24 protein-coding genes and 1 pseudogene are annotated in these 25,418 nt (G+C 64.4%); 9 read left to right on the top strand and 16 right to left on the bottom strand.

Annotation, left to right across the window (positions count from 1 at the left end):
- Positions 1–14: 14 nt before the first annotated feature.
- Positions 15–650, bottom strand: a complete 636-nt coding sequence (locus LB529_RS07725; RefSeq protein WP_224710725.1) for a LysE family translocator — start codon at positions 648–650, stop codon at positions 15–17.
- Between the two features lie 126 nt (positions 651–776).
- On the opposite strand from LB529_RS07725, the gene LB529_RS07720 reads away from it, so the two are divergent.
- Complete coding sequence (locus tag LB529_RS07720) at positions 777–1,481, top strand: helix-turn-helix transcriptional regulator (RefSeq protein WP_224710724.1); 705 nt, start codon at positions 777–779, stop codon at positions 1,479–1,481.
- A 19-nt stretch (positions 1,482–1,500) separates the two neighbouring features.
- Here the strand turns inward: LB529_RS07720 and LB529_RS07715 are convergent, their stop codons facing one another.
- Positions 1,501–2,301, bottom strand: coding sequence for a class I SAM-dependent methyltransferase (locus LB529_RS07715; RefSeq protein ID WP_224710723.1), 801 nt, complete (start codon positions 2,299–2,301; stop codon positions 1,501–1,503).
- 178 nt (positions 2,302–2,479) lie between these two features.
- Here LB529_RS07715 and LB529_RS07710 point away from each other — a divergent pair, with 178 nt between their 5' ends.
- The gene (locus tag LB529_RS07710; protein WP_224710722.1) at positions 2,480–3,883 is read left to right on the top strand and encodes an FAD-dependent oxidoreductase; all 1,404 of its coding nucleotides are present in this window, start codon (positions 2,480–2,482) and stop codon (positions 3,881–3,883) included.
- 69 nt (positions 3,884–3,952) lie between these two features.
- Here the strand turns inward: LB529_RS07710 and LB529_RS07705 are convergent, their stop codons facing one another.
- The 5 genes and pseudogenes from LB529_RS07705 to LB529_RS07685 all read right to left on the bottom strand — a co-directional run bounded on the left by LB529_RS07705 (position 3,953) and on the right by LB529_RS07685 (position 7,248).
- A complete protein-coding gene (locus LB529_RS07705; RefSeq protein ID WP_224710721.1) occupies positions 3,953–5,029 on the bottom strand; it encodes an NAD(P)H-dependent flavin oxidoreductase in 1,077 nt (358 codons plus the stop codon).
- A 63-nt stretch (positions 5,030–5,092) separates the two neighbouring features.
- Positions 5,093–5,281 (bottom strand): annotated as a pseudogene (locus LB529_RS07700) (LacI family transcriptional regulator); the annotation flags it as partial.
- Positions 5,282–5,293: 12 nt separating this feature from the next.
- A complete protein-coding gene (locus tag LB529_RS07695; protein ID WP_224708656.1) occupies positions 5,294–5,830 on the bottom strand; it encodes a GNAT family N-acetyltransferase in 537 nt (178 codons plus the stop codon).
- Positions 5,830–6,135, bottom strand: coding sequence for a DUF1778 domain-containing protein (locus LB529_RS07690; protein ID WP_224708655.1), 306 nt, complete (start codon positions 6,133–6,135; stop codon positions 5,830–5,832). The genes LB529_RS07695 and LB529_RS07690 overlap by 1 nt, the downstream gene beginning before the upstream one ends.
- Positions 6,136–6,225: 90 nt before the next feature.
- Positions 6,226–7,248, bottom strand: a complete 1,023-nt coding sequence (locus tag LB529_RS07685; RefSeq protein ID WP_140843704.1) for a LacI family DNA-binding transcriptional regulator — start codon at positions 7,246–7,248, stop codon at positions 6,226–6,228.
- Positions 7,249–7,943: 695 nt separating this feature from the next.
- Here LB529_RS07685 and LB529_RS07680 point away from each other — a divergent pair.
- From LB529_RS07680 to LB529_RS07650, 7 genes are all read left to right on the top strand, one after another.
- On the top strand, positions 7,944–8,906 hold the full coding sequence (locus LB529_RS07680; protein ID WP_095768035.1) for a sugar-binding protein: 963 nt from the start codon (positions 7,944–7,946) through the stop codon (positions 8,904–8,906).
- A 120-nt stretch (positions 8,907–9,026) separates the two neighbouring features.
- A complete protein-coding gene (locus LB529_RS07675) occupies positions 9,027–10,592 on the top strand; it encodes a sugar ABC transporter ATP-binding protein (protein ID WP_224710720.1) in 1,566 nt (521 codons plus the stop codon).
- Positions 10,589–11,584, top strand: a complete 996-nt coding sequence (locus LB529_RS07670) for an ABC transporter permease (RefSeq protein ID WP_224525925.1) — start codon at positions 10,589–10,591, stop codon at positions 11,582–11,584. Before LB529_RS07675 ends, LB529_RS07670 begins: the two co-directional genes overlap by 4 nt.
- Positions 11,585–11,777: 193 nt before the next feature.
- Positions 11,778–12,620, top strand: coding sequence for a transporter substrate-binding domain-containing protein (locus LB529_RS07665; RefSeq protein WP_224629887.1), 843 nt, complete (start codon positions 11,778–11,780; stop codon positions 12,618–12,620).
- Between the two features lie 87 nt (positions 12,621–12,707).
- Complete coding sequence (locus LB529_RS07660) at positions 12,708–13,454, top strand: ABC transporter permease (RefSeq protein WP_140843596.1); 747 nt, start codon at positions 12,708–12,710, stop codon at positions 13,452–13,454.
- A 9-nt stretch (positions 13,455–13,463) separates the two neighbouring features.
- The gene (locus tag LB529_RS07655) at positions 13,464–14,195 is read left to right on the top strand and encodes an ABC transporter permease (protein WP_224631606.1); all 732 of its coding nucleotides are present in this window, start codon (positions 13,464–13,466) and stop codon (positions 14,193–14,195) included.
- Positions 14,195–15,010: an ABC transporter ATP-binding protein gene (locus LB529_RS07650; RefSeq protein ID WP_140843598.1), complete on the top strand. Its 816-nt coding sequence runs from the start codon at positions 14,195–14,197 to the stop codon at positions 15,008–15,010. Before LB529_RS07655 ends, LB529_RS07650 begins: the two co-directional genes overlap by 1 nt.
- A 201-nt stretch (positions 15,011–15,211) precedes the next feature.
- Here LB529_RS07650 and phnN read toward each other — a convergent pair whose 3' ends face one another.
- The 9 genes from phnN to LB529_RS07605 form a co-directional block, all read right to left on the bottom strand.
- Complete coding sequence (phnN, locus tag LB529_RS07645) at positions 15,212–15,838, bottom strand: phosphonate metabolism protein/1,5-bisphosphokinase (PRPP-forming) PhnN (RefSeq protein ID WP_181174826.1); 627 nt, start codon at positions 15,836–15,838, stop codon at positions 15,212–15,214.
- Positions 15,835–16,974 (bottom strand): alpha-D-ribose 1-methylphosphonate 5-triphosphate diphosphatase, encoded by a 1,140-nt coding sequence (locus tag LB529_RS07640; protein ID WP_224710719.1) that lies wholly within the window; start codon positions 16,972–16,974, stop codon positions 15,835–15,837. Before LB529_RS07640 ends, phnN begins: the two co-directional genes overlap by 4 nt.
- A 122-nt stretch (positions 16,975–17,096) precedes the next feature.
- Positions 17,097–17,804, bottom strand: a complete 708-nt coding sequence (locus tag LB529_RS07635; protein ID WP_224710718.1) for a DUF1045 domain-containing protein — start codon at positions 17,802–17,804, stop codon at positions 17,097–17,099.
- Between the two features lie 245 nt (positions 17,805–18,049).
- Complete coding sequence (gene iolB / locus LB529_RS07630; RefSeq protein WP_224710717.1) at positions 18,050–18,862, bottom strand: 5-deoxy-glucuronate isomerase; 813 nt, start codon at positions 18,860–18,862, stop codon at positions 18,050–18,052.
- Between the two features lie 377 nt (positions 18,863–19,239).
- Positions 19,240–19,452: a DUF3329 domain-containing protein gene (locus LB529_RS07625; protein ID WP_095768043.1), complete on the bottom strand. Its 213-nt coding sequence runs from the start codon at positions 19,450–19,452 to the stop codon at positions 19,240–19,242.
- A 64-nt stretch (positions 19,453–19,516) separates the two neighbouring features.
- Positions 19,517–20,431, bottom strand: coding sequence for a myo-inosose-2 dehydratase (gene iolE, locus LB529_RS07620; RefSeq protein WP_224639519.1), 915 nt, complete (start codon positions 20,429–20,431; stop codon positions 19,517–19,519).
- Positions 20,432–20,466: 35 nt separating this feature from the next.
- Positions 20,467–22,311, bottom strand: a complete 1,845-nt coding sequence (gene iolD, locus LB529_RS07615; protein WP_224710716.1) for a 3D-(3,5/4)-trihydroxycyclohexane-1,2-dione acylhydrolase (decyclizing) — start codon at positions 22,309–22,311, stop codon at positions 20,467–20,469.
- A gap of 32 nt (positions 22,312–22,343) precedes the next feature.
- Positions 22,344–24,278: a bifunctional 5-dehydro-2-deoxygluconokinase/5-dehydro-2-deoxyphosphogluconate aldolase gene (locus tag LB529_RS07610; RefSeq protein WP_224710715.1), complete on the bottom strand. Its 1,935-nt coding sequence runs from the start codon at positions 24,276–24,278 to the stop codon at positions 22,344–22,346.
- Between the two features lie 155 nt (positions 24,279–24,433).
- Positions 24,434–25,279 carry a MurR/RpiR family transcriptional regulator gene (locus LB529_RS07605; protein WP_224710774.1) on the bottom strand — a complete coding sequence of 282 codons (846 nt, stop codon included), beginning with the start codon at positions 25,277–25,279 and terminating at the stop codon, positions 24,434–24,436.
- Positions 25,280–25,418 lie beyond the last annotated feature (139 nt).

The raw sequence follows: 25,418 nt of genomic DNA, 5'->3' as shown, positions 1-25,418 counted from the left end.
GCAGAGGGCGGCGATCACGCCGCCCTCAAACCTTCCCACGCCGTGAATATCGAGACCACGAACAGCAGCAGCCCTGCCATGCGCCCGGCGAGAACGGTCGCGCGGGGATTGGCCACAAGCATCTGCCTGCTGCGCCCCGCCGTGACGGCGAGCCCGCCATAGATCGCGGCCTGCGTGGCGACCGTCAGCAACCCCATGATCGTCGCCTGCATCCAGATCGGACCGTAAGCCGGCTTCAAGAATTGCGGATAGACGGCAAGGATGAAGAGATAGGCCTTCGGATTGATCAGGCAGGTGACCAGGCCTTGGCGAAACGCCTTCCAGGCCGAGCGGCTCCCCGTTGGTCCGTTGTCGCCGACGGTGATCGAGCTGCGCATCAGCGAAATGCCGATATAGGCCATGTAGGCGGCGCCGGCGATCAGCAGCGGCGTGAACAGGATCGGCACGAAATGCATGAGCAGCCCGACGCCGATCGCGCCGTTCAGCGTATGCACTGCGCCGCCCAGCATGATGCCGGCGGTGGCGGCTAGGCCCCTGTTGCTGCCGCCGGTCAGCGCATTGGCCAGCACGAACAGCATGTCCATGCCCGGAACGGCGATGATGCCGAACAGAAGCACGAAGAACAGCCAGAGATTTTCGCCATAGCTCATGTCAGTTGCCTGTCGCATTATCCGCCTGCACGCAAAGGAATCTGTTGATTTTCAAGCGGGTAGGCGGCCTTATAGGGCATTCCAACTGACGGGGATGTGTCAGTTGCATTTCAGCCGGGTGAGAAAATGCGCAAGGCCTCGCGCCTGTTCGAGATCATCCAGATCCTGCGGCTGGCCAGGAAGCCGGTAACGGCGGCGACGATCGCCGAGCGGCTGGAAGTGACTGCACGCTCGGTCTATCGCGACATCGCGGCCCTGCAGGCAATGCGCGTGCCCATCGAGGGCGGACGCGGCATCGGCTACATCCTGCGACCAGGCTTCGACCTGCCGCCGCTGATGTTTTCCATCGAGGAGATGGAAGCGATCGTCCTGTCGTTGGCGTTGCTGGAGCGCACAGGCGACGACGAACTCAAGCAGGCTGCGAAACGCGTCGGCGCCAAGATCGCCGGCGCCGTGCCGCCGCCTTTGCGGCAGACGCTCGACGCCAATGCGCTCCATGCCTGGGGCTTTGCCGCGCCCTCAGCGTCGGCCGTCGACCTCGCTTTGGTCCGCCGCGCCATCCGCGACGAGGAGAAACTCGACCTCTCCTATCGCGACGAGGCGGGACGTCCGACCGGCCGCATCATTCGCCCGGTCGCCCTGATCTACTATGCCGAGACGGCCAACATCGTCGCCTGGTGCGAGTTGCGCCAGGCCATCCGCAATTTCCGCAGCGACCGCATCGAGGATTGCCGGGCGGCCGGCCAATGGTTCAAGGGCGAAGGCGACCGGCTGCGGCAGGTGTGGGTCGACGGCTGGGAGATCAATGTCACGGTGGCCGCCGGCAACTGACGCATTGCCGGCTTATGTCTCAGGGAACGATGCCGCGGCAGGCCCAGGCGACATTGGCGAAGGATCGCGGGCCATCCGGCCGGCCGGCTTGATAGGCATCGCGGACGGCGGCCTCGACACGCTCCCGCTCGGCTGCATCCAATGTGGTCATGTATTTGCCGAGCGGGCCTTCGCCGGCGCCGATCGGCACCCAGAAGTCGTCGAAATTCGCGTAGTCCATTCGGATCATCAGCTCGGCCTCGGTGACACCGACGAGACCCTGCTCGACAAAGGTCCGCTTCATCTCGCCCGGCTGCATCATTGGCTGGAAGCAATAGCGGTTGCGCAGCTGACGCCCGCTTTCGCTGAGCGCCGCAACTGTGTCGATCATCATGCGCATGCCGGTCATGCCGCCGTAATGGTCCCAGACCACGGCCGCGACCACACCGCCCGGCCGCGTCACCCGGCGCATCTCGGCCACCGCCTTGCCGGCCTCCGGCACGAAGTGCAGCACCAGCAGCGCCAGCGCGCGGTCGAACGCATCATCGGCGAACGGCAAGGCGGTGGCATCCGCCTGCTGGATGGTGACGCGCGGATCGGTGTTCCTCTCCTTCGCCGCCGCGACGAAGACCGGCGAGAAGTCGATGGCCTGGATCTCGGTGAGATCGCCTGACTTCGCCAGCTCGAAGGTCAGGCTGCCGGTGCCGCAACCCACGTCGAGGACTTTTTCGCCGCCGGCCAGACCGGCGAAATCGATGAACTTGGGCGCGAGCCTGCGGCTCCAGCGCCCCATCAGTTGCTCATAGCCCGACGCCGCGTGAACGGTGAAACTTGATGTCATCCCGCCCTCCCTTCGTTGAAGTCAACCTAGACTTCCACGGAAGCCATGCCAAGCAGCCAAAGCAGCGGATCGTTCCGTGACCGCACACAAGCGGTGGGCGCTGGCGGCCCGGCACGTTGCCGGGACTGTGTGCAGAAGCTAATATAGCGCCGGACCCTCGCGGATATTGGGGGACGGGGTGAGCAAGATCCTGATTTGCGGTGGAGGCGTAATCGGGTTGTGCACGGCGGCCATGCTTGGCCGCGACGGTCATGACGTGACGGTCCTCGAGGCCGATCCGGCGGACCGACCTTCGAGTTCCAGTCAAGGATGGGACTGGGAGCGCCCCGGCGTTGCGCAGTTCAGGCAGCCTCACAACCTCAGCTCGCGTTTCCGGATGGTCGCCGATCAGGAGTTGCCGGGGCTGACGGATATTTTGCTGCGCGCCGGCTGCGTCTGGATGGATTTCTTCGACCCTCGATTGTTGCCGCCGACGATAACGGACAGGGCGCCCCGCCCGGGTGACGAAGCCATGCGCTTCGTCACCGGCCGGCGGCCGGTGATCGAATGGGCCACGGCCGAGATGGCGCAAGCGGCGCCCAATGTGACGGTCCGGCGGGGGATCAAGGTTCGCGAGCTTATCACAGGCGCCTCAGCCATTCCCGGCGTGCCGCATATTGCGGGCGTTCGCACCACGTCCGGCGAAGAGATTCGCGCCGACCTGGTGATCGATGCGATGGGGCGGCGAAGCCCTGCCTGCACATGGATCGTTGCCGCCGGAGGCCGCAGTCCGAGCGAGGAAGCCGAGGACAGCAATTTCGTCTATTTCACTCGCTATTTCACGGGCAAGCAGCGGCCGCGCCGAAAGGGCCGCCTGCTCACTCCGATGGGGCTGTTCTCGATTCTCACACTGGATGGCGACAACGACACCTGGTCGGTCACCCTGTTCACCTCCGCGAGAAACAAGGCCATGCGCGCTTTGCGCGACACCGCCACCTTCCACCGTGTCGTAACGGCATGTCCGACGCAAGCCCATTGGCTTGACGGCGAGCCGATCACGCACGTCCTGCTGATGGCAGGCGTTCTCGACCGCTACCGGCGGTTTGTCGTCGACGGCCAGCCTGTCGTCACCGGGTTTGCGGCTGTGGCCGATGCCTGGGCCTGCACCAATCCGTCCGCCGGGCGGGGGTTGAGCGTCGGCCTTCTGCACGCGCAGGTGCTCAGGAATATCGCTCGCCGGCACATCGGCGACCCTGCCGAATTCTCGCGGGAATACGATGTCGAGACCGAGCGCCAGGTCGGCCCGTTCTATCGCAACCAGATCGCCGCCGACCGTGCCCGGATCGCGGAGATGAATGCCTTGGCCGACGGCCTTCCTGTTCCGCCGCCCAATCCGGTCATGGCCCGGCTTTTCGCTGCCGCAAGCGAGGATGCCGACGTGTTTCGCGGCGTGATCGAGATCGCCATGTGCGTTTCGCTGCCGCAGGATGTCGTCGCCAGACCGCATGTCGCGGCAAAACTGGCCGAACTGGACGGTCGCCCCTTGCCGCCGAATCCCAACATCATCGATCGCGACCGTATGGCATCGCTACTTGCCGGCTGATCTTTTCGCAATCCAGAGTCGACTGGCGGGTTAAAAGCTTATCGGGGACGTCGACGACGAAGACTTCGCTCACGCAGGCGTCGTTTTGCCGGTCGAGAGAGCGTCGAACACTTCGCCCGTTTCGGCCACGAGCGTTCGCACCAGTTGTCCGGCCGGAAGCTCCCTGTTCAGCGCCGCCGCCTGCCCATAGAGATGGAAGGCGAAATCCTTGTCGCCGCCGAGCGGAGCGCTGAGCGCGACCATTTGCGGGAAGTCCGGAAGGGGCACCCTGCTCTCCTCCATTTCCAGGGCGTAGCGGGTGCGTCTGGCCCGCGCCGCGCGGCCGGTGAAGGCATCGGTGACCATCGTGCCCATGTCGGTCGCCGTGCGGATCAGGGCGCGGCGAGGTGCGTCCGTGCCGGCTTCGTCGCAGGACAGGAAGCCGGTGCCGATCTGCACACCGCTGGCGCCAAGCGCGAAAGCGGCCGCTATGCCGCGGCCGTCGGCGATGCCTCCCGCGGCAATGACCGGGAGTTCGACGGCATCGACGACCTGGGGAACCAGTGCCATCGTTCCAACGCCGTCGCCAGGACCATTGGGAGCATGCGAACCGCGGTGACCTCCCGCCTCCCAGCCCTGGGCTATGACCGCGTCGGCTCCACCGTCGGCGAGCTTGCGCGCCTCGGCGACATTGGTCGCGGTGCCGATGATTGCGATCCCGGCCTGCTTCAGCCTGCCGATGGCAGCCGCATCCGGAATGCCGAAATGAAAGCTCACGACCGGCGGCTGGATCTCGAGCAGCAGTTCAAGCTTTTCTTCGTCGAAACCTGGTCCGATCGGCGGAAGCCTCCGCGAGGGTTCGCCGAGCGACAGCTCCTCGTAGTAGGGCCGCAACCTGTCGATGACCTGGGTCAGCACGGTGTCGCCGGTGTCGGGTCTGGGAAAAACAAAGAAGTTGAGGTTGAAGGGACGCACGGTCAAGGCGCGCATCTGGCGCGCAACGTTGCGCAGGCCATCCGGCAGCATCGATGCGCATCCGAGCGACCCCAGCCCACCGGCATTGCTCACCGCGGCGGCGAGTTCCGGCGTCGCCGAGCCCGCCATTGGCGCCTGGATGATCGGATGCTCGATCTTGAAAAGATCGCATAAACGGCGGTTCGGCCACATGAGCGTTTTTCCTGTTGGGAAGGAACACACGCTCACTCATCATAGGCCGGTCTCGGGGCCGGGTCATCGGAATTGTGCGGGTACACTCCCCGCGCTGTCCCGTTCCACCAGCGGGCACTCCAGCTTGGTGATGGGATAGCGGCCGCGGCCAGGCGTCGGCGGCGTTTCGAGCTGCTCGATCGCCCATTGGCCCATCGCCAGATGCGGCAAGGTCGTCAGCGGCGGGAAGTGATGGCGGGCGATCTCCTCGTCATGCAACTCGCCTCAAGTTTTCGAGAACAGCGCCTGTATCGTCTCGATCGGCATCAGCATGACGCGCTCGCCCAGCGGAGAAATAGTGAAGCCGTGACGCTGGTAGAAACCAACGGCGTCGTCGTCGATGGCGTGCGCCACCACGGCACGAACCCCGGCAATGTCCGAAACCGCGAGGCAACGCCGGAGCGCATCGGAAAGCAGGTCGCCCCCGAGGCCCATTCCCTGGAACGCCTGATCGATCGCCAGACGGCCTATCAGCAGCAAAGGAACCTGTTCAGGCATGCCCCGGCGTAGCTTGGCGCTTGGCAGCGCGACCCGTTCTTCCATCGCCGTGGAGATCGCGTAGTAACCGACGACACGATTTTTCGTGCCCGCGTCGCAGACGACATAGGTTCGGGCAGACAATCCCTCGCCGGCGAGGGCACGGTTTCGCAGCCAGTCATCAAGGGTGGGATGCCTGCCGTTGCGAAATTCTGCGACATCATGACTGATGGTCAGCCGTTCCGGAGCACGGACTCGCGGGCCTTGCGATTGCCCAGCGGGCATCAGCGCTCCCAGGCTGGCTTGCGCGTCATGCGGCCGCGGAGCTCTTGCGACGGCTTGTTCGGAGCATCAAGCAGGTCAAGAAATTTCTCATGCGCGTCGGCATCGAGAAAGAAGGCACGCTGGTCGAGAATGGTCTCCTCAGCCTGCTTGCGCGCACTGTCCAGCATGAACTCCGACAGTTTTTGCCCGCGCAAGCTCGCGGCGCGGTTGAGAATGGCCTTCGTCTCGGCCGAAGCGCGGATCTGAATCACATCATCCTTGCGAACTGCGTTGCGATTGCTGCCAGCATGACTGGACTGCGCCATCGAAATCCTCCTGTGTCAGGGACAGATATCTAGTGATTGTCAGTACAACGTCAATACGTTTCAAGCCTTGAAGTGGCGATCTGGGATATCCTATCCCTTCACGCCTGCCACGCTCTCCCGTTCCACCAGCGGGCACTCCAACTTGGTGATCGGATAGCGGCCGCGGCCGGGCGTCGGCGGCGTCTCCAACTGCTCGATCGCCCATTGGCCCATCGCCAGATGCGGCAGGATGGAGGTCGTCAGCGGCGGGAACAGATGGCGGGCGATCTCCTCATCGTCATAGCCGACCACGGAGATGTCCTGCGGGATATGCAGGCCGGCTTCCTTCAGCGCTTCGTAGCAGCCGATCGCGGTGCGGTCGTTCTGGCAGAAGATGGCGGTGGGCCGGTCCTTGAGCCCGAGCAGCTTGACCGTCGCGGCATAGCCGGCGCTGGCCGACCAGTCGCCCTCGACCACCAGTTCCGGGTCGAACGGGATGTCGGCGGTGGCTAGAGCGCGGCGATAGCCCTTGAGCCGATCCTGCGCGGCCTGCATCCACGGCTCGCCGGTGATGGTGGCGATGCGGCGATGGCCATGGCCGATCAGGTGTCTCGTCGCGCTCTGGCCGCCGGCGATCTCGGAGGGAACCACGGCCGGGAAGGCATAATCGGCGGTGTAGCAGTTGAGCAGGATGACCGGCATCTCGAGGCTGTAGAGGAAATCCGGCGCGGCGATCTCGCGGGTGAAGATGGTCATATAGATCAATGCCGTGATGCCGCGCCCCGTCAGCGCCTGGATGGCGCGCGGCTCCATCACCGCGTCGCCCATGGTCTGCGCCACCAGAAGCACGTTGCCGGCGTTCCACGAGGCCTGCCGCGCGCCCTCGATGGCGACCACCGCCTCGGGGCTGGTGGCGAGCTGGTCGACCGCGAAGCCGATGACGCCATCCAGGCCCTCGAATGGCGTCACCGGCGGCCGCAGCGCGGAAAAGACCGGCGGCGAATAGCCCAGCGCTCTGGCCGCCTCGATCACCCGGTCGCGTGTCTGTTGCGACAGCCTGATGCCCGGCGAATTGTTGAGCACGAACGAGACCGTCGCCTGCGAGCAGCCGGCGGCGCGCGCGATGTCGGTCATGGTGACACGTCCTTTGGGCTTGGCGGCCGGCTTGCGGCGCCTGGAAGCCCCGGGAGGATCGCGCAGTTCCGTCGGTTCACTCATGGTCGGTTCCCAAACCCGGCCGGCACCAAAGCAAAGGCCGATTGCAACGGCAAGATGGTCGGCACGCTCATCTGAAACACACTATTGATAATAAGTATTATCAAGCGCGACATGCAAATCGCCGGCCGCGCCGCGTCGCGACGAAATCAGTCCGATAAGGTCAGCAGCGCTGACAATTCCTACGGGTTTCCGTGCGATAGAACGCTTTTGCGCACGTGCTCTCCTCACTCCCGGCGCATCTTTCGACCAGCGTCTCCTCCGCTTCGAAAGCACGCGCCTCAGCCCAAAACTAATACTCTTTACTAATAGCTGTAAGCGTTCTACTGTCAACTCGTCGTAACCGTCCGGGCTTCCGCTCGGTGCCGGCAAAGTGCGAAGGATGCTCGCTCGAAAGCCGGCGGGATCGCCGGTTTGGGCTCGTCTCCATCCTCACGAAAATGTCAGACAAATCGGACTATTTACGAATGCCACATGAGTGTCTAGTGTCTCGACCGCGGCCGGATCGGAACCGTTCTTAAGTCGGCGGACCTTTGCGCCACACCCTTGAGGAGGAGGGTTATCCGCGCCGCAGCCGAGACATCAGCGAAGAGTTCTACAAGGGAGGTTGAACTATGAAATCCATGATACGCAACGCATCAGTCGCCGCGGCGGCCTTGGCATTAGGCCTGTCGGTAAGCGCCAGCGTGCGCGCCGACGACAAGCCGACGCTGGCCTTCGTCGTCAACGGTGCGTCAGACTTCTGGAAGGCGGCGGAAGCCGGCGTGAAGAAGGCGCAGGGCGAACTGCCCGACTACAATCTCGAGCTCAAATATCCGGAACAGTCGTCGGTCGCCATCCAGCAGCGGCTGATGGATGATCTGGTGACGGCAGGCGTCAAGGGCATCATGGTCTCGGCCGTCGATCCCAAGACCTCGACCGATGGGCTGAACAAGATCGCGTCGGAAACCGCGCTGTTCACCACCGACTCGGATGCCCCGCAGACCAAGCGCGTCGCTTATATCGGCTCGTCCAACGTCGATGCCGGCAAACAGGCGGCCGAAATCGCCAAGAAGGCGATGCCCAACGGCGGCAAGTGCCTGGGCTTCGTCGGCCTGCTCGGCGCCGACAACGCCAAGGAGCGCATCCAGGGCATGAAGGACGGGCTCGCCGGCAGCAAGATCGAGCTGGTCGACGTGCGCGGCGACGACATCGACCAGGCGCGTGCCAAGAAGAATGTCGAGGACGCGCTGGTCGCCAGCCCCGACATCACCTGCATGGTCGGCTTCTACTCCTACAACACGCCGCGCATCTATGAAGCGCTGCGCGACGCCGGCAAGCTCGGCCAGATCACCGTCGTCGGCTTCGACGACGATCCGATCACGCTGGGCGGCGTCAAGGAAGGCACCGTCGCCGCGACCGTGGTGCAGCAGCCGTTCGAATGGGCCTATCAGGGCATGAAGCTGATGGCTTCCTACCTCAAGGGCGACAAGTCGGGCATCCCGGCCAACAACCTGATCATCATCCCGACCAAGATCATCGGCAAGGATGATGTGGACGCCTACGCCGCCAACCTCAAGGCGATGCAGGGCAAGTAAGCTCAGCACAGTTGCGCCGGCTCAAGGTTCGCCTTGAGCCGGCGTTCGTATTGACGGACCCGCCAAGGCCCGTCAGTCTGTGGCCACCGGCTGTTGCCCCGTGCGGTAAACTATGGCGTGATGACCTCTACCGATTCCATTCAACCGACCACTGCTCCGTTCCTGAGCCTCGAGGCCGTGCGCAAGACCTATCCGGGCGTTGTGGCGCTGGACAGATTCTCGATGGAGGTCCGGCCCGGCGAGGTCATAGGCCTGGTCGGCGAAAACGGCGCCGGCAAATCGACGCTGATGAAGATCCTCGGCGGCGTGACGCGGCCGGACAGCGGCACCATCACCGTCGACGGCGCGGCGCATGACGCGCTGACCGTCGAGCAGAGCATCGGCTCCGGCATCGCCTTCGTGCACCAGGAACTGAACCTCTTCGAAAATCTCGACGTCGCCGCCAACATCTTCTTCGGCCGCGAGCCGCTGCGTGCCGGGCCGCTGAGGCTGGTCGACCGCGCGAAACTGCGCGAGATGGTGGCGCCGCTGCTAAAGCGCGTCGGCGCCAATTTCTCGGCCGACGCGCCGGTGGCGTCGCTGTCGCTCGCGCAGCAGCAGATGGTCGAGATCGCCAAGGCGCTGTCGATCAAGGCGCGCCTTGTCATCCTCGACGAGCCGACTTCCAGCCTGCCGATGGCGGAAACCGAAAAGCTGCTCGACGTCATCAAGGGCCTGAGGGCGCAAGGCATCAGCGTCATCTTCATCTCGCACCGGCTGCATGAGATCGAGCGCGTCGCCGACCGCGTCGTAGTGCTGCGCGACGGCACGCTGGCCGGCACCCTTCCCAAGAGCCACATCAATCACGACGAGATGGTCAGGCTGATGATCGGCCGCATGCTGAAGGAGCGCGAGAAGGCCGGCGAGGCCGCGCGGGCTCCGGGCAGCGTAGCCCTGTCGGCGGATGCGATCCGCACCAGCACCTATCCGGACCGGCCGGTCAGCATCGAACTGAGGCGCGCGGAGATCCTCGGCCTGGCGGGCCTGGTCGGCTCCGGCCGCACGGAGCTGGCGCGCGTGCTGTTCGGCATCGAAGAGCGGTTGGCCGGCAGCGTCACGCTCGACGGCAAGCCGCTGAATGTGACATCGGCGGCCGACGCGGTGGCGAATGGCATCTTCCTCGTGCCGGAGGACCGCAAGCTCACCGGCATATTGCTCGATCTCTCGATCGCGCAGAACATTTCATTGCCCAACCTGCCGGCCCATGCCAGGCGCTCGCTGGTATCGGTCGGCGCCGAGCTCGCGACGGCCGAAAAGCAGAAGAAGAACCTCGGCATAAAGGCGCCGTCGGTGCTCACCCGCACCGGCACGCTGTCGGGCGGCAACCAGCAGAAGGTGGTCCTGGCCAAATGGCTGGCGATGAACCCCAAGGTGATGATCCTGGACGAACCGACGCGCGGCATCGACATCGGCGCCAAGGCCGAGATCTACGGGCTGATGCGGGCGCTGGCCGACGCCGGCGTCGCCGTGCTGATGATCTCCAGCGACATGGAAGAAGTGATCGGCGTGTCGGACCGCATCGCGGTCATGCATGAGGGGCAGATCTCCGGCATCCTCGACAAGGACGATTTCAGCCAGGAGAACGTGCTTTTGCTGGCGGTCGGCAAGAAGCCGAAACTGCTGCAAGCGGCGGGAGGAGCGCAATGAGCAAGAAAGATCTCGGCCTGCTGATCCTGATCCTGGTGGTCGGCGCGGTGGTGACGGCCATCAACCCGCGCTTCCTGTCGGCGATCAATCTCGCCAACACTTCCAACCTGGTCGCTCTGTTCGGCATCCTGTCGATCGGCCAGGCCTTCGTCATCATCACCGGCGGCATCGAATTGTCGGTCGGCTCGGTGATCGCCCTGCTCGGCACGCTGTTCATCGATTTCATCGCGGTGCGCGAGGTGAGCTGGCCGCTGGCCTTCGTGCTGATCCTCGTGCTCGGCGCCGTCATCGGCTTCGTGCATGGCTGGCTGATCACGCGGCTGAAACTGCAGCCCTTCGTGGTGACGCTGTGCGGCCTGCTCATCTATCGCGGCGTGGCGCGCTTCTATACCGCCGACGGCACGGCCGGCTTCGCCTTCGGGCAGAACTTCCCGACGCTCGAGTTCCTGACCGCGGGCCGCTCCTACGGCCTGCCGAACAGCTTCATCGCGCTGATCGTCATCGCCATCGTTATGTGGGTGGTGCTGCACCGCTCGGTCTTCGGCCGCTATCTCTATGCGATCGGCAAGAACGAGGAAGCGGCGAAATATTCCGGCATCCGCACGGGCCGGGTGATCATCGCCGCCTATGTCATCTGCGGCGTGCTGACGGCGCTGTCGGCGATCTATTTCGCCATGTACACGCGCTCGATCTCGCCCGCGAGCCACGGCCAGTTCTATGAGCTTTATGCCATCGCCGCGGCGGTGCTGGGCGGCTTCTCGCTGCGCGGCGGCGAAGGGTCGCTGGTCGGTGCTGTCCTCGGCACCGTGCTGCTGCAGGAGTTGCAGAACCTCGTCAACCTGCTCGGCATTCCTTCCTCGCTCAACTTCGCGGTGATGGGCGGCGTGATCCTGATCGGCGTGCTGGTCGACCAGCAATGGGGCGTCTTCCGCGCCCGGCGCCGGATGCTGGAGGCGTCTCGCCGGGGCGTCGCCGGCGCGCCGGCGGAGTAGTCTCGCTCTTCCGTCCACACCCGGACCGGGTTCCGATTGGATCGATGCTCGCGGTGAAGCCGTGGGCAGGTCCCGATTCGCGGACGAATTGCAACAACGCGTGAACCGGAAAACAGCCCTTGTCGCAGAATCGGGGCTGGGCTAAGCAAATGGTATCTGAGGGTTCCAAGAACAAAATATGGGAGAAATTACCGTGACATCATCACGTTGGATCGCGCTCGCCGCGCTGGCGCTGACCTGCTCGACCCCGGCTATGGCCAAGGATTGGAAGACCGTGACGGTCGCGATGGAGGGCTCCTATGCCCCGTGGAACCAGACCGATGCCAGCGGCAAGATCGTCGGCTTCGAGGTGGACATCCTGAACGACGTCTGTGCCCGCGCGAAGCTGGAATGCAGCATCGTCGCGCAGGATTGGGATGGCGTCATTCCCGGGCTAACGGCAGGCAAGTTCGACATCGTCATGGACGGCATGTCGATCACCGAAGAGCGCATGAAGACCATCGACTTCTCGATTCCCTACGCGTCGTCGCCGGTGGCTTTCCTGGCCGACAAGAACGGCCCGCTGGCGCAGATGTCCAACACCGGCAAGATGATCGATCTCTCAAAGGACGACGCCGAATCCAAGGCGGCGCTCGACACGCTGCGCAAGGAGCTCACCGGCAAGAATGTCGGCCTGCAGGTCTCGACCACGGAGGCGACCTTCGCCGACAAATATCTCAAGGATGTCGCCAACGTCCATGAATACAAGACCACCGACGAGCACGACCTCGACCTGATGGCGGGCCGCATCGACGTCGCCTTCGCCGACACCACCTATTTCCTAGGCACGCTGGCCAAGCCCGATGCGAAAGACCTGGAATTCGTCGGCCCGCAATTCAAGGGTGGCCCGATCCTCGGGCCGGGCATCGGCGCGGCCTTCCGCAAGAGCGACAAGGACCTGCAGGACATCTACAACAAGGCGCTCAAGGCCGCGCTCGATGACGGCTCGGTGTCGAAATATTCCATGCAATGGTTCAAGATCGACATTACCAAGTAATGTCGCAACGGGAGCAGCCAAGGCTGCTCCCGTTTTTGCATTGAGCATATACGTCGATGCCTATCTCGGCGCCCGCAGGAGCCGTAAGTGGAGTTTCTCAACGATCTCAAGGATCAGGTTTCGACGGCCTATGAGCTGTTGGCCGCCGGCTGGGGCGTGCAACTGCTCTGGGGCATCGCCTGGACGCTCGCCGTCACCGTCGTCTCGATGCTGATCGGCGCCGTGCTGGGCTCGCTGGTGGCGGCGGCCAAGCTTTCGCATCGCGGCGGATTGAGATTCATCGGCGAGAGCTACACCACCGTCTTCCGTGGCGAACCGGAACTCCTGATCATCTACCTGTTCTACTATGGCGGCACGCAGATCCTGACCGGCGTGGCGCGCTCGACCGGATCGATCGGCTCGGCGGACATCTTGAACATGCCGAGTTTCCTCGGCGGCGTTCTCGCGGTCGGCATCATTTCTGGCGCCTACCAGGCCGAGGTTTTTCGCGGCTCGTTCCTGGCGATCCATCGCGGCGAGCTGGAAGCGGCGCGTGCCTACGGCATGTCGGCCTGGCTGCGGTTTCGCCTAGTGATCATGCCGCAGGTCTTGCGTCTCGCGGTGCCGGGGCTGGGCAATGTCTGGCAATTGACCATCAAGGATTCGGCGCTGATCTCGGTCACCGGCGTCGCCGAGCTGATGCTCACCGCCAACAAGGCGGCGCGCTCGACGCATCATTCGCTGCTTTTCTACACGCTCGCCGGCATCCTCTATCTGGTGATGACCTCGATCTCGACGCCGATCTTCGACAGGGCCGAGCGTTACACCTCCCGAAGCTTCACACGGCCGAAATAAGAGGTGGCGGTGGATTTCGACTTTTACCTTTCGACCATGTGGAGCGTGCTGAAGGCGCTGCCGCTGACGCTCGAGATCTGGTTCTTCGGCATCGCCTTCGGGCTCATCATCGCCACCGGCCTGACCTGGCTGCGGGCTTCCGGCTACAAATCGGGCGAGTATTTCACCCGCGCCTATGTCTTCGTCTTCCGCGGGTCGCCGTTATTGGTGCAGCTTTATCTGGTCTATTTCGGGCTCTCCCAGTTCGACTTCGTGCGCCACAGCCCGATCCTGTGGCCGATCCTGCGCGATCCGATGTACTGCACCATCGTCGCCATGGCCTTGAATACTGCGGCTTATGAGAGCGAGATTTTCCGCGGCGCGCTGCGCGCGGTGCCTGTCGGCCAGATCGAGGCGGCCAAGGCGTTCGGCATGTCGGCCTTCACCCGCTTCCGCCTCGTCACGCTGCCGATCGCGCTGCGGCTTGCGTTGCCGGCCTATTCGACCGAAATCATCCTCATGACCAAGGCAACCGCGCTGGCGTCCGTGGTCACCATCATGGAGATGATGGGAACGGCGCAGAAGATCCAGCATGACACGTTCCGGCCGATTGAGGTGCTGACCTGCGCCGGCGTGATCTACCTGCTTCTCAACCTGTCGATCGCCCGGTTGTTCGCCTGGGTCGAGCACCGGCTTTCGCCGCATCTGCGTCCCCCGCCCGAGCAGAGCCAGCAAGTCAAACCCGTACCGGAGGTGTTGTGATGTCGGCAAATGTCGCCGCTGCCGCGAAAGCCGCGCCGTCCTCCGATGAGACGCCAGCCATCAGCGTAAAAGATCTGCGCAAGTGCTTCGGCGATCATGAGGTGCTCAAGGGCATTTCGCTCGAGGCGCACAAGGGCGATGTGATTTCCATTCTCGGCTCCTCGGGCTCCGGCAAGAGCACGATGCTGCGCTGTATCAATCTCCTGGAGACCCCGGATTCCGGCGAAGTGCGGGTGGACGGCGAGCTCATCAAGATGAAGCGGGGTCGCGACGGCCACCAGATGCCCGCCGACATCCGCCAGGTGGAGCGGATCCGCGCCAACCTCGCCATGGTTTTCCAGAGCTTCAATCTGTGGTCGCACATGACCGTGCTGGAAAACCTCGTCGCCGCGCCGACGCATGTGCTGAAGCGGCCGCGCGCGGAGTGCCTGGAGCAGGCCGAGGCATTGCTGAAGCGCGTCGGTATATGGGAGCGCCGCAACTACTATCCGCCCCACATGTCGGGCGGCCAGCAGCAGCGCGCGGCAATAGCTCGCGCGCTGGCGATGAATCCCAAGGTGATGCTGTTCGACGAGCCGACATCGGCGCTCGATCCGGAACTGGTCGGCGAGGTGCTGCGCGTCATGCGCTCGCTGGCAGAAGAAGGGCGCACCATGCTGGTCGTCACCCATGAGATGGGTTTTGCCCGCGACGTGTCGAGCAAGGTGATGTTCCTGCACAAGGGCGAGGTGGATTCGGCCGGCGAACCGAAGGAGATGTTCGCCAGGCCGTCGACGCCGCAGTTCAAGCAGTTCATCGCCAACTTCAATAAGTGAAGCGCTGCGTTTCACCTTCTCCCCTTGTGGGAGAAGGTGGCCGCGAAGCGGCCGGATGAGGGGTGCTGGACGGAGCGAGGCGCTGGCGTTTGGGCACAACGGTGCTGCCAGGCGAAAGCCACCGCCAAGCTGGAGCACCCCTCATCCGTCTCGGCGCTTCGCGCCGATCCACCTTCTCCCACAGGGGGAGAAGGGAAAGCGCTAGATCATGTCCGACAGATCCGAGAACGCCATCGCCTTGCGCAGCACCTCGGCGAAGCGTTCGCCGGCGATTTCCTTGTCGCCGCTGTTGTCGATCGAGGTCACGTCCGGTCCCGTCAGCTTGACGCTTGTGCTCCGCGCCAGGCGGGCAAGCACTTCGCCGCGCGATTCACGGCCGCGCGCCGCCAGCCGCTCGGCGAGGATCTCCGGCGTGGCGGTGATCTCGACCACGGCCAGGTTGGCGTAGCGCTCGCGCAGCGCCGGGATGACCGATCGAGAGACATTCGCCACGGCTACATGACCGTTGGCCACGGCCCAGTCGACATCGGCCGGCAGGCCATAGCGCAGGCCGTGCGCGTCCCAGCACAGCGAGAAGGCGCCGTCCGCCTCCGCCTCGGCAAAGGCGGCATCGGCCAGCGTGTCGTGGTCCTCGCTTGCCGTGTCGCTCGGCCTGGTGATGACACGGCGCACGAATTCCAGCCGCGTCTCGCCGGCAAAGCGCGCCTTGGCGTAGCCGATCAGCGTGTCCTTGCCGGCGCCGCTCGGGCCGACCACCGCGACGAAGACGCCGTTGCGAATCGGCAGGCTGTCGGCCAGCTCGCGCTCGATGAGGGCCGAGACCATCATGCGACCCGGCCGCCCTGACGCCACACGGTGCGCACGACCGGCACATGGTCGTCCACGCGCACCCGCACCAGGTCGGCCCGGCGGCCGGGCTCGATGACGCCGCGGTCGGCGAGGCCGATCGCTTCGGCCGGGTTCTTCGAGACCATGGCGACCGCCTGCGGCAGCGAGATGCCGTCGACGACATCGCCAAGGAAGAAGGCCGACTGGATCAGGCTGAAGGGGATGTAGTCGGATGAAAGGATGTCGAGCAGGCCGTCGGCGGCAAGCGTGCGCGCCGAGACATTGCCGGAATGCGAGGCGCCGCGCATGACGTTCGGCGCGCCCATCAGCACCCCAAGGCCTGCGGCTTTCGAGGCCTTGGCGGCCTCTTGCGTCGTCGGGAACTCGGCGACGCGCACGCCCTGCTCGATCGCTTCGTCGACATGGCCGGCGGTCGCGTCGTCATGGCTCGCCAGCACGATGCCGCGCTCCTGGCAGGCGGCCGAGATGAAGACGCGGTTCGGACCGGAATTGCGGGCCGATTCGGCCATCCGCTTCTCGCAGAATTTCTGGAAGTCGCGGTCCGTCAGCTTCAGCTTGCGCTGGTAGTAGTAGGCATAGGTCTCGAGGTTGACGAACTGGCGCTGTCCGGGCGCATGGTCCATCAGCGAGGCGAGCTTAACCCGCTCGTCGGTCTCGAAATTGGCGAAAGCCTCGAGGCAGTCCGGCGCCGAGACCTCGCAGCGCAGATGGATGAAATGGTCGGCCCTGAGCCGGTCCTGGCGCACGCTGTCCTCAATCGCGTCGGCCAGCTTGCGAACGTCGTCGGATTTCAGGTCGGCATCCTCGTCCATGCCGACGCGCAAGGCGTCGAGCACCGTCGTGATGCCGGCGGTCGCCACCTGGGCGTCATGGGCAAGCACGGCGGCGATCGGGTTCCAGCGCACTTTCGGGCGCGGCGCGTAATGGCCTTCGAGGTGATCGGTGTGCAGCTCGACAAGACCTGGGATGATGTAGTCGCCGCCCATATCCTCGCCGGCGCGGGCAGCCCCCGGCTCGACGGCGGCAATCAGGCCATCGCGCAACAACAGCGAGCCCTCGACGATTTCATCGGGCAGCACGATGCGGGCATTGGTGAGAACGGTTTCGGCGGTCATCTCGGGCGGTCCTATCTCAAGCAGTCGTTTCAGAGCAATTCCAGGAAAAGTGCTTTGCGGTTTTCCGTCCGAAATTGCGTAAACAAAAAGATGGGGCGGTTCAGCGTTTCCGCTGATCCGTCCTATGCGGTCTTGCGGGCAGGCCTGCGGCCAAGCGCATGATGGGAAAGCACCATGAACGGGGCGCCGGGCTCGCTTTCGACGAACAATGTCAGCGCATCCACCGGCACCGGCTGCCGCAGCACATCGGCGAACAGGCCGTCGATCGCTGCACGAAGACGTGGGCTTTCCTGTGGCCCGACCCGCCCCGAGAGCGTCATGTGGAAGCGGAACGTGTCGAAGACGTAAGGGTAACCCCATTGGCAAAGGTTGCGAAACTCGTCCGGCTTCAGCGCATCGGGGCTGCGGCGCTCGATCTCGGCCTCGGTCAGCGGCGCGCGGAACGAATCGAAGGCGCGCACCACCTCGCCGGCGAAATCGTTGAGCGGCGCGAACTGCGTTTCCGGCACCAGCGCGAAGAAGCCGTCGATCTGGCCGACGACGAGACGCGGGATGATCACAGGCGGCGTCGTCTCGGCGAAAGCGTCGAGCGCGGCGCGCAGCGAAGCTTCCGTCTCGTTCGGCGCCAGCCGGAACGGCGCCTTCAACGTCGCATGGAATCCGTAGCGCCGGGCGGAGGCTGTATGGAAAGCGACTTCCGCGGCCGACAGATCGCCCACGGCCTCGACCGGCCGCGTCGCCGCGCCGAACGGGTCGCGGCCCAGCCAGTTGGCGGCAATGCGCGCCAGCTTCTCGTCCTGCCCCGGGGTGTAGTAGATCGCGTAGCGCATGGGCGTTCCTCGTCAAGCGCGCTGCGCGCCCCAAAGGAATATGCGACGCGCTTCAAGTCATGGTCTTGGCAAGTCGTGGCCCAAACGCCGGAGCGCTTGCGGCGACATGCACCGGAACCGCTGCCATAGGTGATTTCCATGACGGATTGACGAAGCTTTCGTGGGTTTTCGAAGGCAAGTCCAGCACGGAGCTTGTTAGCCGACGATTTTTCCGGGCTGGACCAACGGCTTTGCCGGCGTGCCGATCAGGCCTTCATCAGCCATTCATGCTCGGCCGCGTTGTGGAATTTCCACGTCCGCTTCGGTCCGGCCATGACGTTGAGGTAATAAAGGTCGTAGCCGTGGCAGGCCGCGCAGGGATGATAGCCCTTGGGCACCAGCACGACATCGCCGTCCTCGATCGCCATCGCTTCGTCCAGCTCGCGCACGCCGTTGCGGTCGGCATCGGTGTAGACGCGCTGGAAGGCAAAGCCCTGCGGCGGGTTGAGGCGGTGATAATAGGTCTCCTCGAGATAGGATTCGGCCGGCAGATTGTCCTGGTCGTGCTTGTGCGGCGGGTAGCTCGACGTGTGGCCGCCGGGCGTGATCACCTCGACCACCAGCAGCGAATCAGCCGGCTTGCCCTCGGGCAGGATGTTGGTGACGTAGCGCGTGTTGGTGCCCTTGCCGCGCACCTCCTGGCCGAGATCGTCAGGTCCGATGACGCGCACCGGCAGGCCGCCGCTTAAGCCGGGCGCCGAGCAGACGGCGAGTTCCAGCTCGGTATCGGCGGTCACCGACCAGTCGGCGCCTTGCGGCACATAGACCGACCACGGCTTGCCTTCGAAGGGCGACATGCGCTCGCCGAGCAGGCCGAGATCCTTGCCGCCGGCCGATGCCTTGCCCTTGCCGGTGACGAACACCAGGCAGACCTCGCGCTCGCCGGTTTTGCCGGACACCGTCTCGCCCGGACGAAGCCGATGCAGGTCGAAACCGACATAGGTCCAGCCGGCGCTTTGCGGCGTGACGTGAGCGACATGGCCGTGGCCCTTGTCGGCCTTGACGAGCAGTTTCGACATTTTTGTCTCTCCTATTCCGTTGGCCTTCGTTGGTTGCGGATCAAAGATCTTGCCGGCTGACAGAACCAGCACAACCTTCGAGATTGGCCGAGGCCTCCAAACTTCGTCATTCTAGGGCGAAGCAGGAGCGCAGCTCCGTCGCGGAGACCCTAGAATCCATGCCGTTACCTCAATCGAAGGGCGCTGCGGAGCAGAATTCTGTACCGCAGCGGCTGCTTCGAAGTCACGGAATGGATCCTAGGGTCTCCGCGACGTCGCTGCGCTCCTTGCTCCGCCCTAGGATGACGAAGCGAGGGGCGTTTCGGCTAATCGCCAACGCATGCGATCCGCCATGCACGCAGTATCCGATCCGTAGACGCTTCTGAGCCATGGATTAGTCACTCCTTCGGTCCGGGTTCGGCCTTGTTCTCCTCAATCGGCTTATAGAGGTAGAAAAACTGCCACACGGCATAGCCGGCGAAGCCCAGCGCGATGACGCCCCAGAACGGCGTGCCGGACGCGAATTCGATCACCGACCAGACCAGGCAGACCGCGACGACCGCGATACGGCGCCACAGCGGCCGGAAGAAGGGATGCTCATAGTCTTTCATCGCGCCAATCCAGGATTTGCCCAAAGCACAACGGATAAACCGGGCGCCCCGACTAATCCACTGCTCAGGCCGGAAAACCCTGCGTCTCGACCGTATAGCCGGCGGCCGTCATCACCCGCATAAGTTCCTTGTGGCCGACCTGGGCCATCTTGAGCGGCGGGTTCTTCTTCGGATCCTGCTCGGCCTCGACCACGAACCAGCCTTCATAGCCATGATCGGCGAAACGCTGGACAATCGCCCCGAAGTCGAGTGAGCCGTCGCCCGGCACGGTGAAGGCGCCGAGCGCCACGGCGTCGAGGAAGGACTGTTTCGTGCGGTCGAGCCTGTCGATCACGCCCATGCGAACATCCTTCACATGGACGTGGTTGATGCGCTTGTGGTGATTGTCAATGGCGCGCAGCACGTCGCCGCCGGCAAAGGCGAGATGGCCGGCATCGAGCAGCAGCGGAATGCCTTCGCCGGAGTTGCGCATGAAGGCGTCGAGCTCCGGCTCGGTCTCGACCACCGCCGCCATATGGTGATGGTAGGAGAGCGGCATGCCTTGCTCAGCGCACCACTCGCCGAACTCGGTGACGCGCCGGCCGTAAGCCTTCATCTCGTCATCCGAAAGTTTCGGCTTGGTGGCCAGAGGCTTGGAGCGGTCGCCCTGAATGGACCGGCCGACCTCCCCATAGACGATGCAGGGCGCATCGACCGCCTTGAACAGGTCGATCATCGGCTGGATGCGGTCCTTGTTCCGGGAGATGTCCTCGTTGACAAGCGTGCCCGAGAACCAGCCGCCGCAAAGCGTGACGTCGGCCTCCTTCAGGATCGGCAGCATCACCTTCGGATCGTTGGGGAAGCGGCGGCCCATCTCCATGCCGGTGAAGCCGGCCGAGCGCGACTGGCGCAGGCATTCTTCCAGCGACACGTCATCGCTCAATTCCACGAGATCGTCGTTCCACCATGCGATGGGGGACATGCCCAGTTTGGCTTTCAAGTCGTCACTCCAATGTCGGTTCGTTGCGAGCCGGTTCAGCCCTGACGGCTGCCCACGGCTTCCTCGTATTTCTTGCGCGCGGCATTGACTTCGCGTCGCGACGAGACTTCCGGCACGGCGACATCCCACCAATGGCCGCCGGCCTCGGTCGACACCAGCGGGTCGGTGTCGATGACCAGCACCGTCGTCTTGTCGTTCTTCTTCGCCTTGGCCAGTGCTGTCTCCAACTCGGCGATCGACGCTACCTTCTCGGCGACGGCACCTAAGCTTGCCGCATGCGCGGCGAAGTCGATGTCAGGCATCACCTCGTGGCGCGCGTCCTTCAAGAGATTGTTGAAGTTGGCGCCGCCGGTCGCCATCTGCAGCCGGTTGATGCAGCCATAGCCGCGATTGTCGAGCAGCACGACGGTGAGCTTCAGGCCAAGCATCACCGAAGTGGCGATCTCGGAATTGAGCATCAGATAGGAGCCGTCGCCGACCATGACGACCACCTCCTGGTCGGGCTTCGCCATCTTGACGCCGAGCCCGCCGGCGATCTCGTAGCCCATGGTCGAGAAGCCGTATTCGGCATGGTAGGAGCCCGGCGCGCCGGCCTGCCAGAGCTTGTGCAATTCGCCGGGCAGACCGCCCGCGGCATGCAGCAGCGTGACGCCCGAGCCCATGGCGCGCTGCACGGCGCCGATCACTTGCGCATCGGACGGATAGGCGGCGTTGGTCGACGCGGTCACCTTGGCGGCGGCGGCCTGCCACTCCGTCTTGCCCTTCAATGCATTGTCGGTCCACGCGGCCGGCGCCTTCCAGCCCTTCAGGGCGGCGGACAGCTCGGCAAGGCCCTCGGCCGCGTCGGCGACCAGCGGCAGCGCCCAATGCTTGCCGGCGTCGAAACCTTGCGTGTTCAGGCCGATGATGGTGCGGCCGGCATTCTTGAACAGCGCCCAGGAGCCGGTGGTGAAATCCTGCAACCTGGTGCCGACGGCGAGCACGACATCGGCCTCTTCCGCCAGCCGGTTGGCGGCCGACGTGCCGGTGACGCCGACCGCCGCCATGTTGAGCGGATGGTCGTCGGGCAACGAGGATTTGCCGCCCTGGGTCTCGCAGACCGGAATTCCGGCGCCCTGCACCAGCTTGGCGAGCTCGTCCGAAGCCTGCGAATAGAGCACCCCGCCGCCCGCGATCACCAGCGGCTTCCTGGCGCCCTTCAGCGCCGCGACGGCTGCCGCCAGCTCGTTGCGGTCCGGGCGCAGCCGGCGCGGTGTCCAGACGCGCTCGGCGAACAGACTTTCGGGATAATCATAGGCTTCGGCCTGCACGTCCTGGCAGAGCGAAAGCGTGACCGGGCCGCATTCGGCCGGATCGGTCAGCACCTGCATGGCGCGGTTCAGCGCCGGGATGATCTGCTCCGGCCGCGTGATACGGTCGAAATAGCGCGATACGGGACGGAAGCAGTCATTGACGCTCGCCGTGCCGTCGGAGAAATCCTCGGCCTGCTGCAGCACCGGGTCGGGCAGGCGGTTGGCGAAGACATCGCCAGGCAAAAACAGGACGGGCAACCGGTTTACATGCGCGAGTGCGGCCGCCGTCACCATGTTGAGGGCGCCGGGACCGATCGAACTGGTCGCGGCCATGAAGCGGCGGCGGAAATTGGCCTTGCCATAGGCGATCGCCGCGTGAGCCATCGCCTGCTCGTTATGGGCGCGGAAAGTCGGCAGCTCGTCGCGGACCTGGTAGAGCGCCTCGCCAATGCCCGCGACATTGCCATGGCCGAAGATGGCCCAGACGCCGCCGAAGATCGGCACCTTCTTCCCGTCGATCTCGGTCATTTGCCGGCTGAGGAAGCGGGTCAGCGCCTGCGCCATCGTCAGGCGGATTGTCTTGCTCATGGTGTCTCCTCCGCAGTCCTTCAGCGGTCTTGTTATGCGGCCTTGCGGCCGCGCGCGGCAAGCCATGCCTCGGTCAACTGCTCGAAGCGCGCGGCCATGTCGGCGATCGCCTCGTCATCCGACATCCTGCCGGCCAGCCATCGTTCGGCGGCGTTGACGAAGATGGTGCGGCCGACGGCAAAGCCCTTGACGATCGGCGCATTGGCGGTGGCGGCAAACGCCGCGACCAGCTCGTCCTGCGGCGCTTCCAGCCCGAGCAGCACCACGCCACGGCACCAAGGATCGTTCCTGACGATCACCTGTTCGATCTTCGCCCAGGCGCCCGCGGAAGCCTGCGGCTCGAGCTTCCACCAGTCCGGCTTGATGCCCAGCGCATAGAGCTCTTCAAGCGCGCGCGGAATGGTGGTGTCGTCGAGCTTGCCATGCTTGCCGGCGATGATCTCGACCAGCAATTCGCGGCCGACTTTCCGCGCCGCTTCGAACAAAGCGCGCAGCTTCTGCTGCTGTTCAATTTTGAGCGCCTCCGGATCGTCCGGGTGATAGAAGCACAGGCATTTGATGCAGTGGTCGACCGGCCATTCGGTGAGCTGTGAACCGATATCCTGGGAGAATTCGAAGCGCAGCGGCCGCGATCCCGGAAGCTCGACGGGGCGGCCGAGCCAGGCGAAGGGATGGCGGGCGAATTCGAACATGGCGTCGCGGCCATATTTTTCGTCGATCAGCATGCCGTAGCCATCGCGGCCGGCGGCGACCTTTGCCGCCGCCTTGACCGTCAGCACCTTGAAGTCGGGGATGCGCGAAACGTCGGCCCCGACCTTGGCGGCAACGTCTTCAAGCTGGACGCGATGGTCGCAGGCCAAAGCCATCAGCGAGGGGATGTCGCGCCGCCGCGTCGTTGCCCAGTGGACGTGGTTGATCGCCTCGTCCTTGCGCAGCGCCAGGTGTTTGCTGCCGTTCTTCAAAAAGAACTGCAGCTCCTCGAAGGTCGGGTATTCCGGCGCGCAGAGCAGGCGCGACACCGCGAAGGCGCCGCAGGCATTGGCCCAGGTCGCGGCTGTCGCAAAACTCTCGCCGCCGAGCCAGCCGCGCAGGAAGCCCGACATGAAGGCGTCGCCGGCGCCGAGCACATTGTAGATCTCGATCGGGAAACCCTTGCCGACGATACCGTCCTCGAGATCGTCGCTGATCGGGCCGTCATAGACGATGCAGCCCTTGGCGCCGCGCTTGAGCACGATGGTCGCCGAGGACAGGGCGCGGATCGTCTTCAGAGCGCTCAGGCAATCGTCGGCGCCAGACGCGATCATGATCTCTTCCTCTGTGCCGACGATGAGATCGCAATTCGGCAGCACGGTCTTCAGCTGCGCCGAGACCCGGTCGGATTTGACATAGCGCTCGAAGCCCTCGGCATGGCCGGCAAGGCCCCAGAGGTTCGGGCGATAGTCGATGTCGAACACCACCTTGCCACCCTTGGCCTTCATCAGACGGATCGCCTTGCGCTGCGCGGCATCGGAATTCGGCCGCGAGAAATGCGTGCCGGTGACGACCACCGAGCGCGCCGAGGCGATGAACGCCTCGTCGATATCCTCCTCGGCGAGCGCCATGTCGGCGCAGTCGGAACGGTAGAAGATCATCGGCGAGACGCCTTCGCTCTCGACCGAAAGCAGCACCAGCGCCGTCAGCCGTTCCTTGTCGGTCTTCAGCCCGTCGACTGAGACGCCCTCGCGCTTGAGCTGCTCACGGATGAAGCGGCCCATCTGCTCGTCGCCGACGCGGGTGAGCAGCGCCGAGCGCAGGCCGAGCCTTGCCGTGCCGACGGAAATATTGGCCGGGCAGCCGCCGACGGATTTGGCGAAAGAGGTGATGTCCTCCAGCCGCGAGCCGATCTGTTGGCCATAGAGATCGACCGAGGCGCGGCCGATGGTGATGACGTCGAGCGGCGGGTATTTCCCTTCCACGGCTTCGCCCATTCGAACCTCCCATCGGCCTTGTTGTGCAGAGCAGCGTTTGTTTTGGACAGCACGCGCTGTCGACGGCGCGGTGTCGTCAATATGAAATATTAATTCCAATCTACAGTCAATATAGAATGAGCATTCCCGAGCCGAAAAGCGCTCATCTGGGAGGCTCAGCCCTTGCGTCGGCGCCCGGTCTCGCGGCGTTTCTCGCCCACGGCGACAGTCAGCGCCATGGCCAGCGCCATCGTCGCCGAGATCGAGCGGAAGCCGCCGAAATCGGCCTCGGCGACCTCGAACCAGACCTTGGCGAATTGCGCCAGCGGCGAGAAGGACGAGTCGGTGATCGCCACGATCGGCACGCCCTGCTCGGCGATCGAGCGCGTCTCCTCGACGGTCGCCGGCGCGTAAGGCGAGAAGCTGATGGCGATGACGGCGTCGCGCGGCGTGGCGAAGCCGATCATCTCGGCGTTCAGCCCCGCGGCCGATTCCACCAGTTGGTTGCGGATCTTGAGCTTGCCCAGCGCATAGGCGATGTAGGACGCCACCGGATAGGAGCGGCGCTTGGCCAGCACATAGATCGTCTCGGCCTTAGCCAGCAGCGCCACCGCCTCCTCGAAATGGGCATCGTTGAGCGAGCGCGAAATGTCGCCCAGCGAGGTGCTGGCGGCGGCGACGAAGCCGTCGAAGATCGCCCGATGCCCGCGGCCTTCCTCGGCCTTGGCGCGCAACGCCGCCAGCCGCTCGTCATAAGAGGAGTTGCGCTCGCGCAGCCGCTCGCGGAAAACCTGCTGCAGGCTGGTGAAGCCGTCGAAGCCGAGCTGCTGGGCAAAACGGATCAGCGTCGAGGGCTGCACGCCGGCCGAGGCGGCGATGCTCGCCGCCGTGCCGAAGGCGATGTCGTCGGGATTGTCGAGCGCATAGGCTGCGATCTGCGCGATGCGCTTGGGCAGGCTCGCGCGCCTGTCCAGGATCGTCGCGCGCAGCGTTTCGAAATCGCGAGGCACCCGTTCGTCCATCGTCGCTCCGCCCACGCTCATAAGGTTTGTCTCTCCTGCCTCATCATAGCGAGTTCGCGCAAGAACACCATAAAAAATGATTTAGATGTTCCATTCTTTACTAAAATAGACTAATCCATCCACACATACTTTCCTTTAT

Source organism: Mesorhizobium sp. CA5 (genome assembly GCF_020165105.1).
In the GTDB taxonomy this organism is placed as follows: domain Bacteria; phylum Pseudomonadota; class Alphaproteobacteria; order Rhizobiales; family Rhizobiaceae; genus Mesorhizobium.
This window is presented reverse-complemented; position numbering and strand designations above follow the sequence as displayed.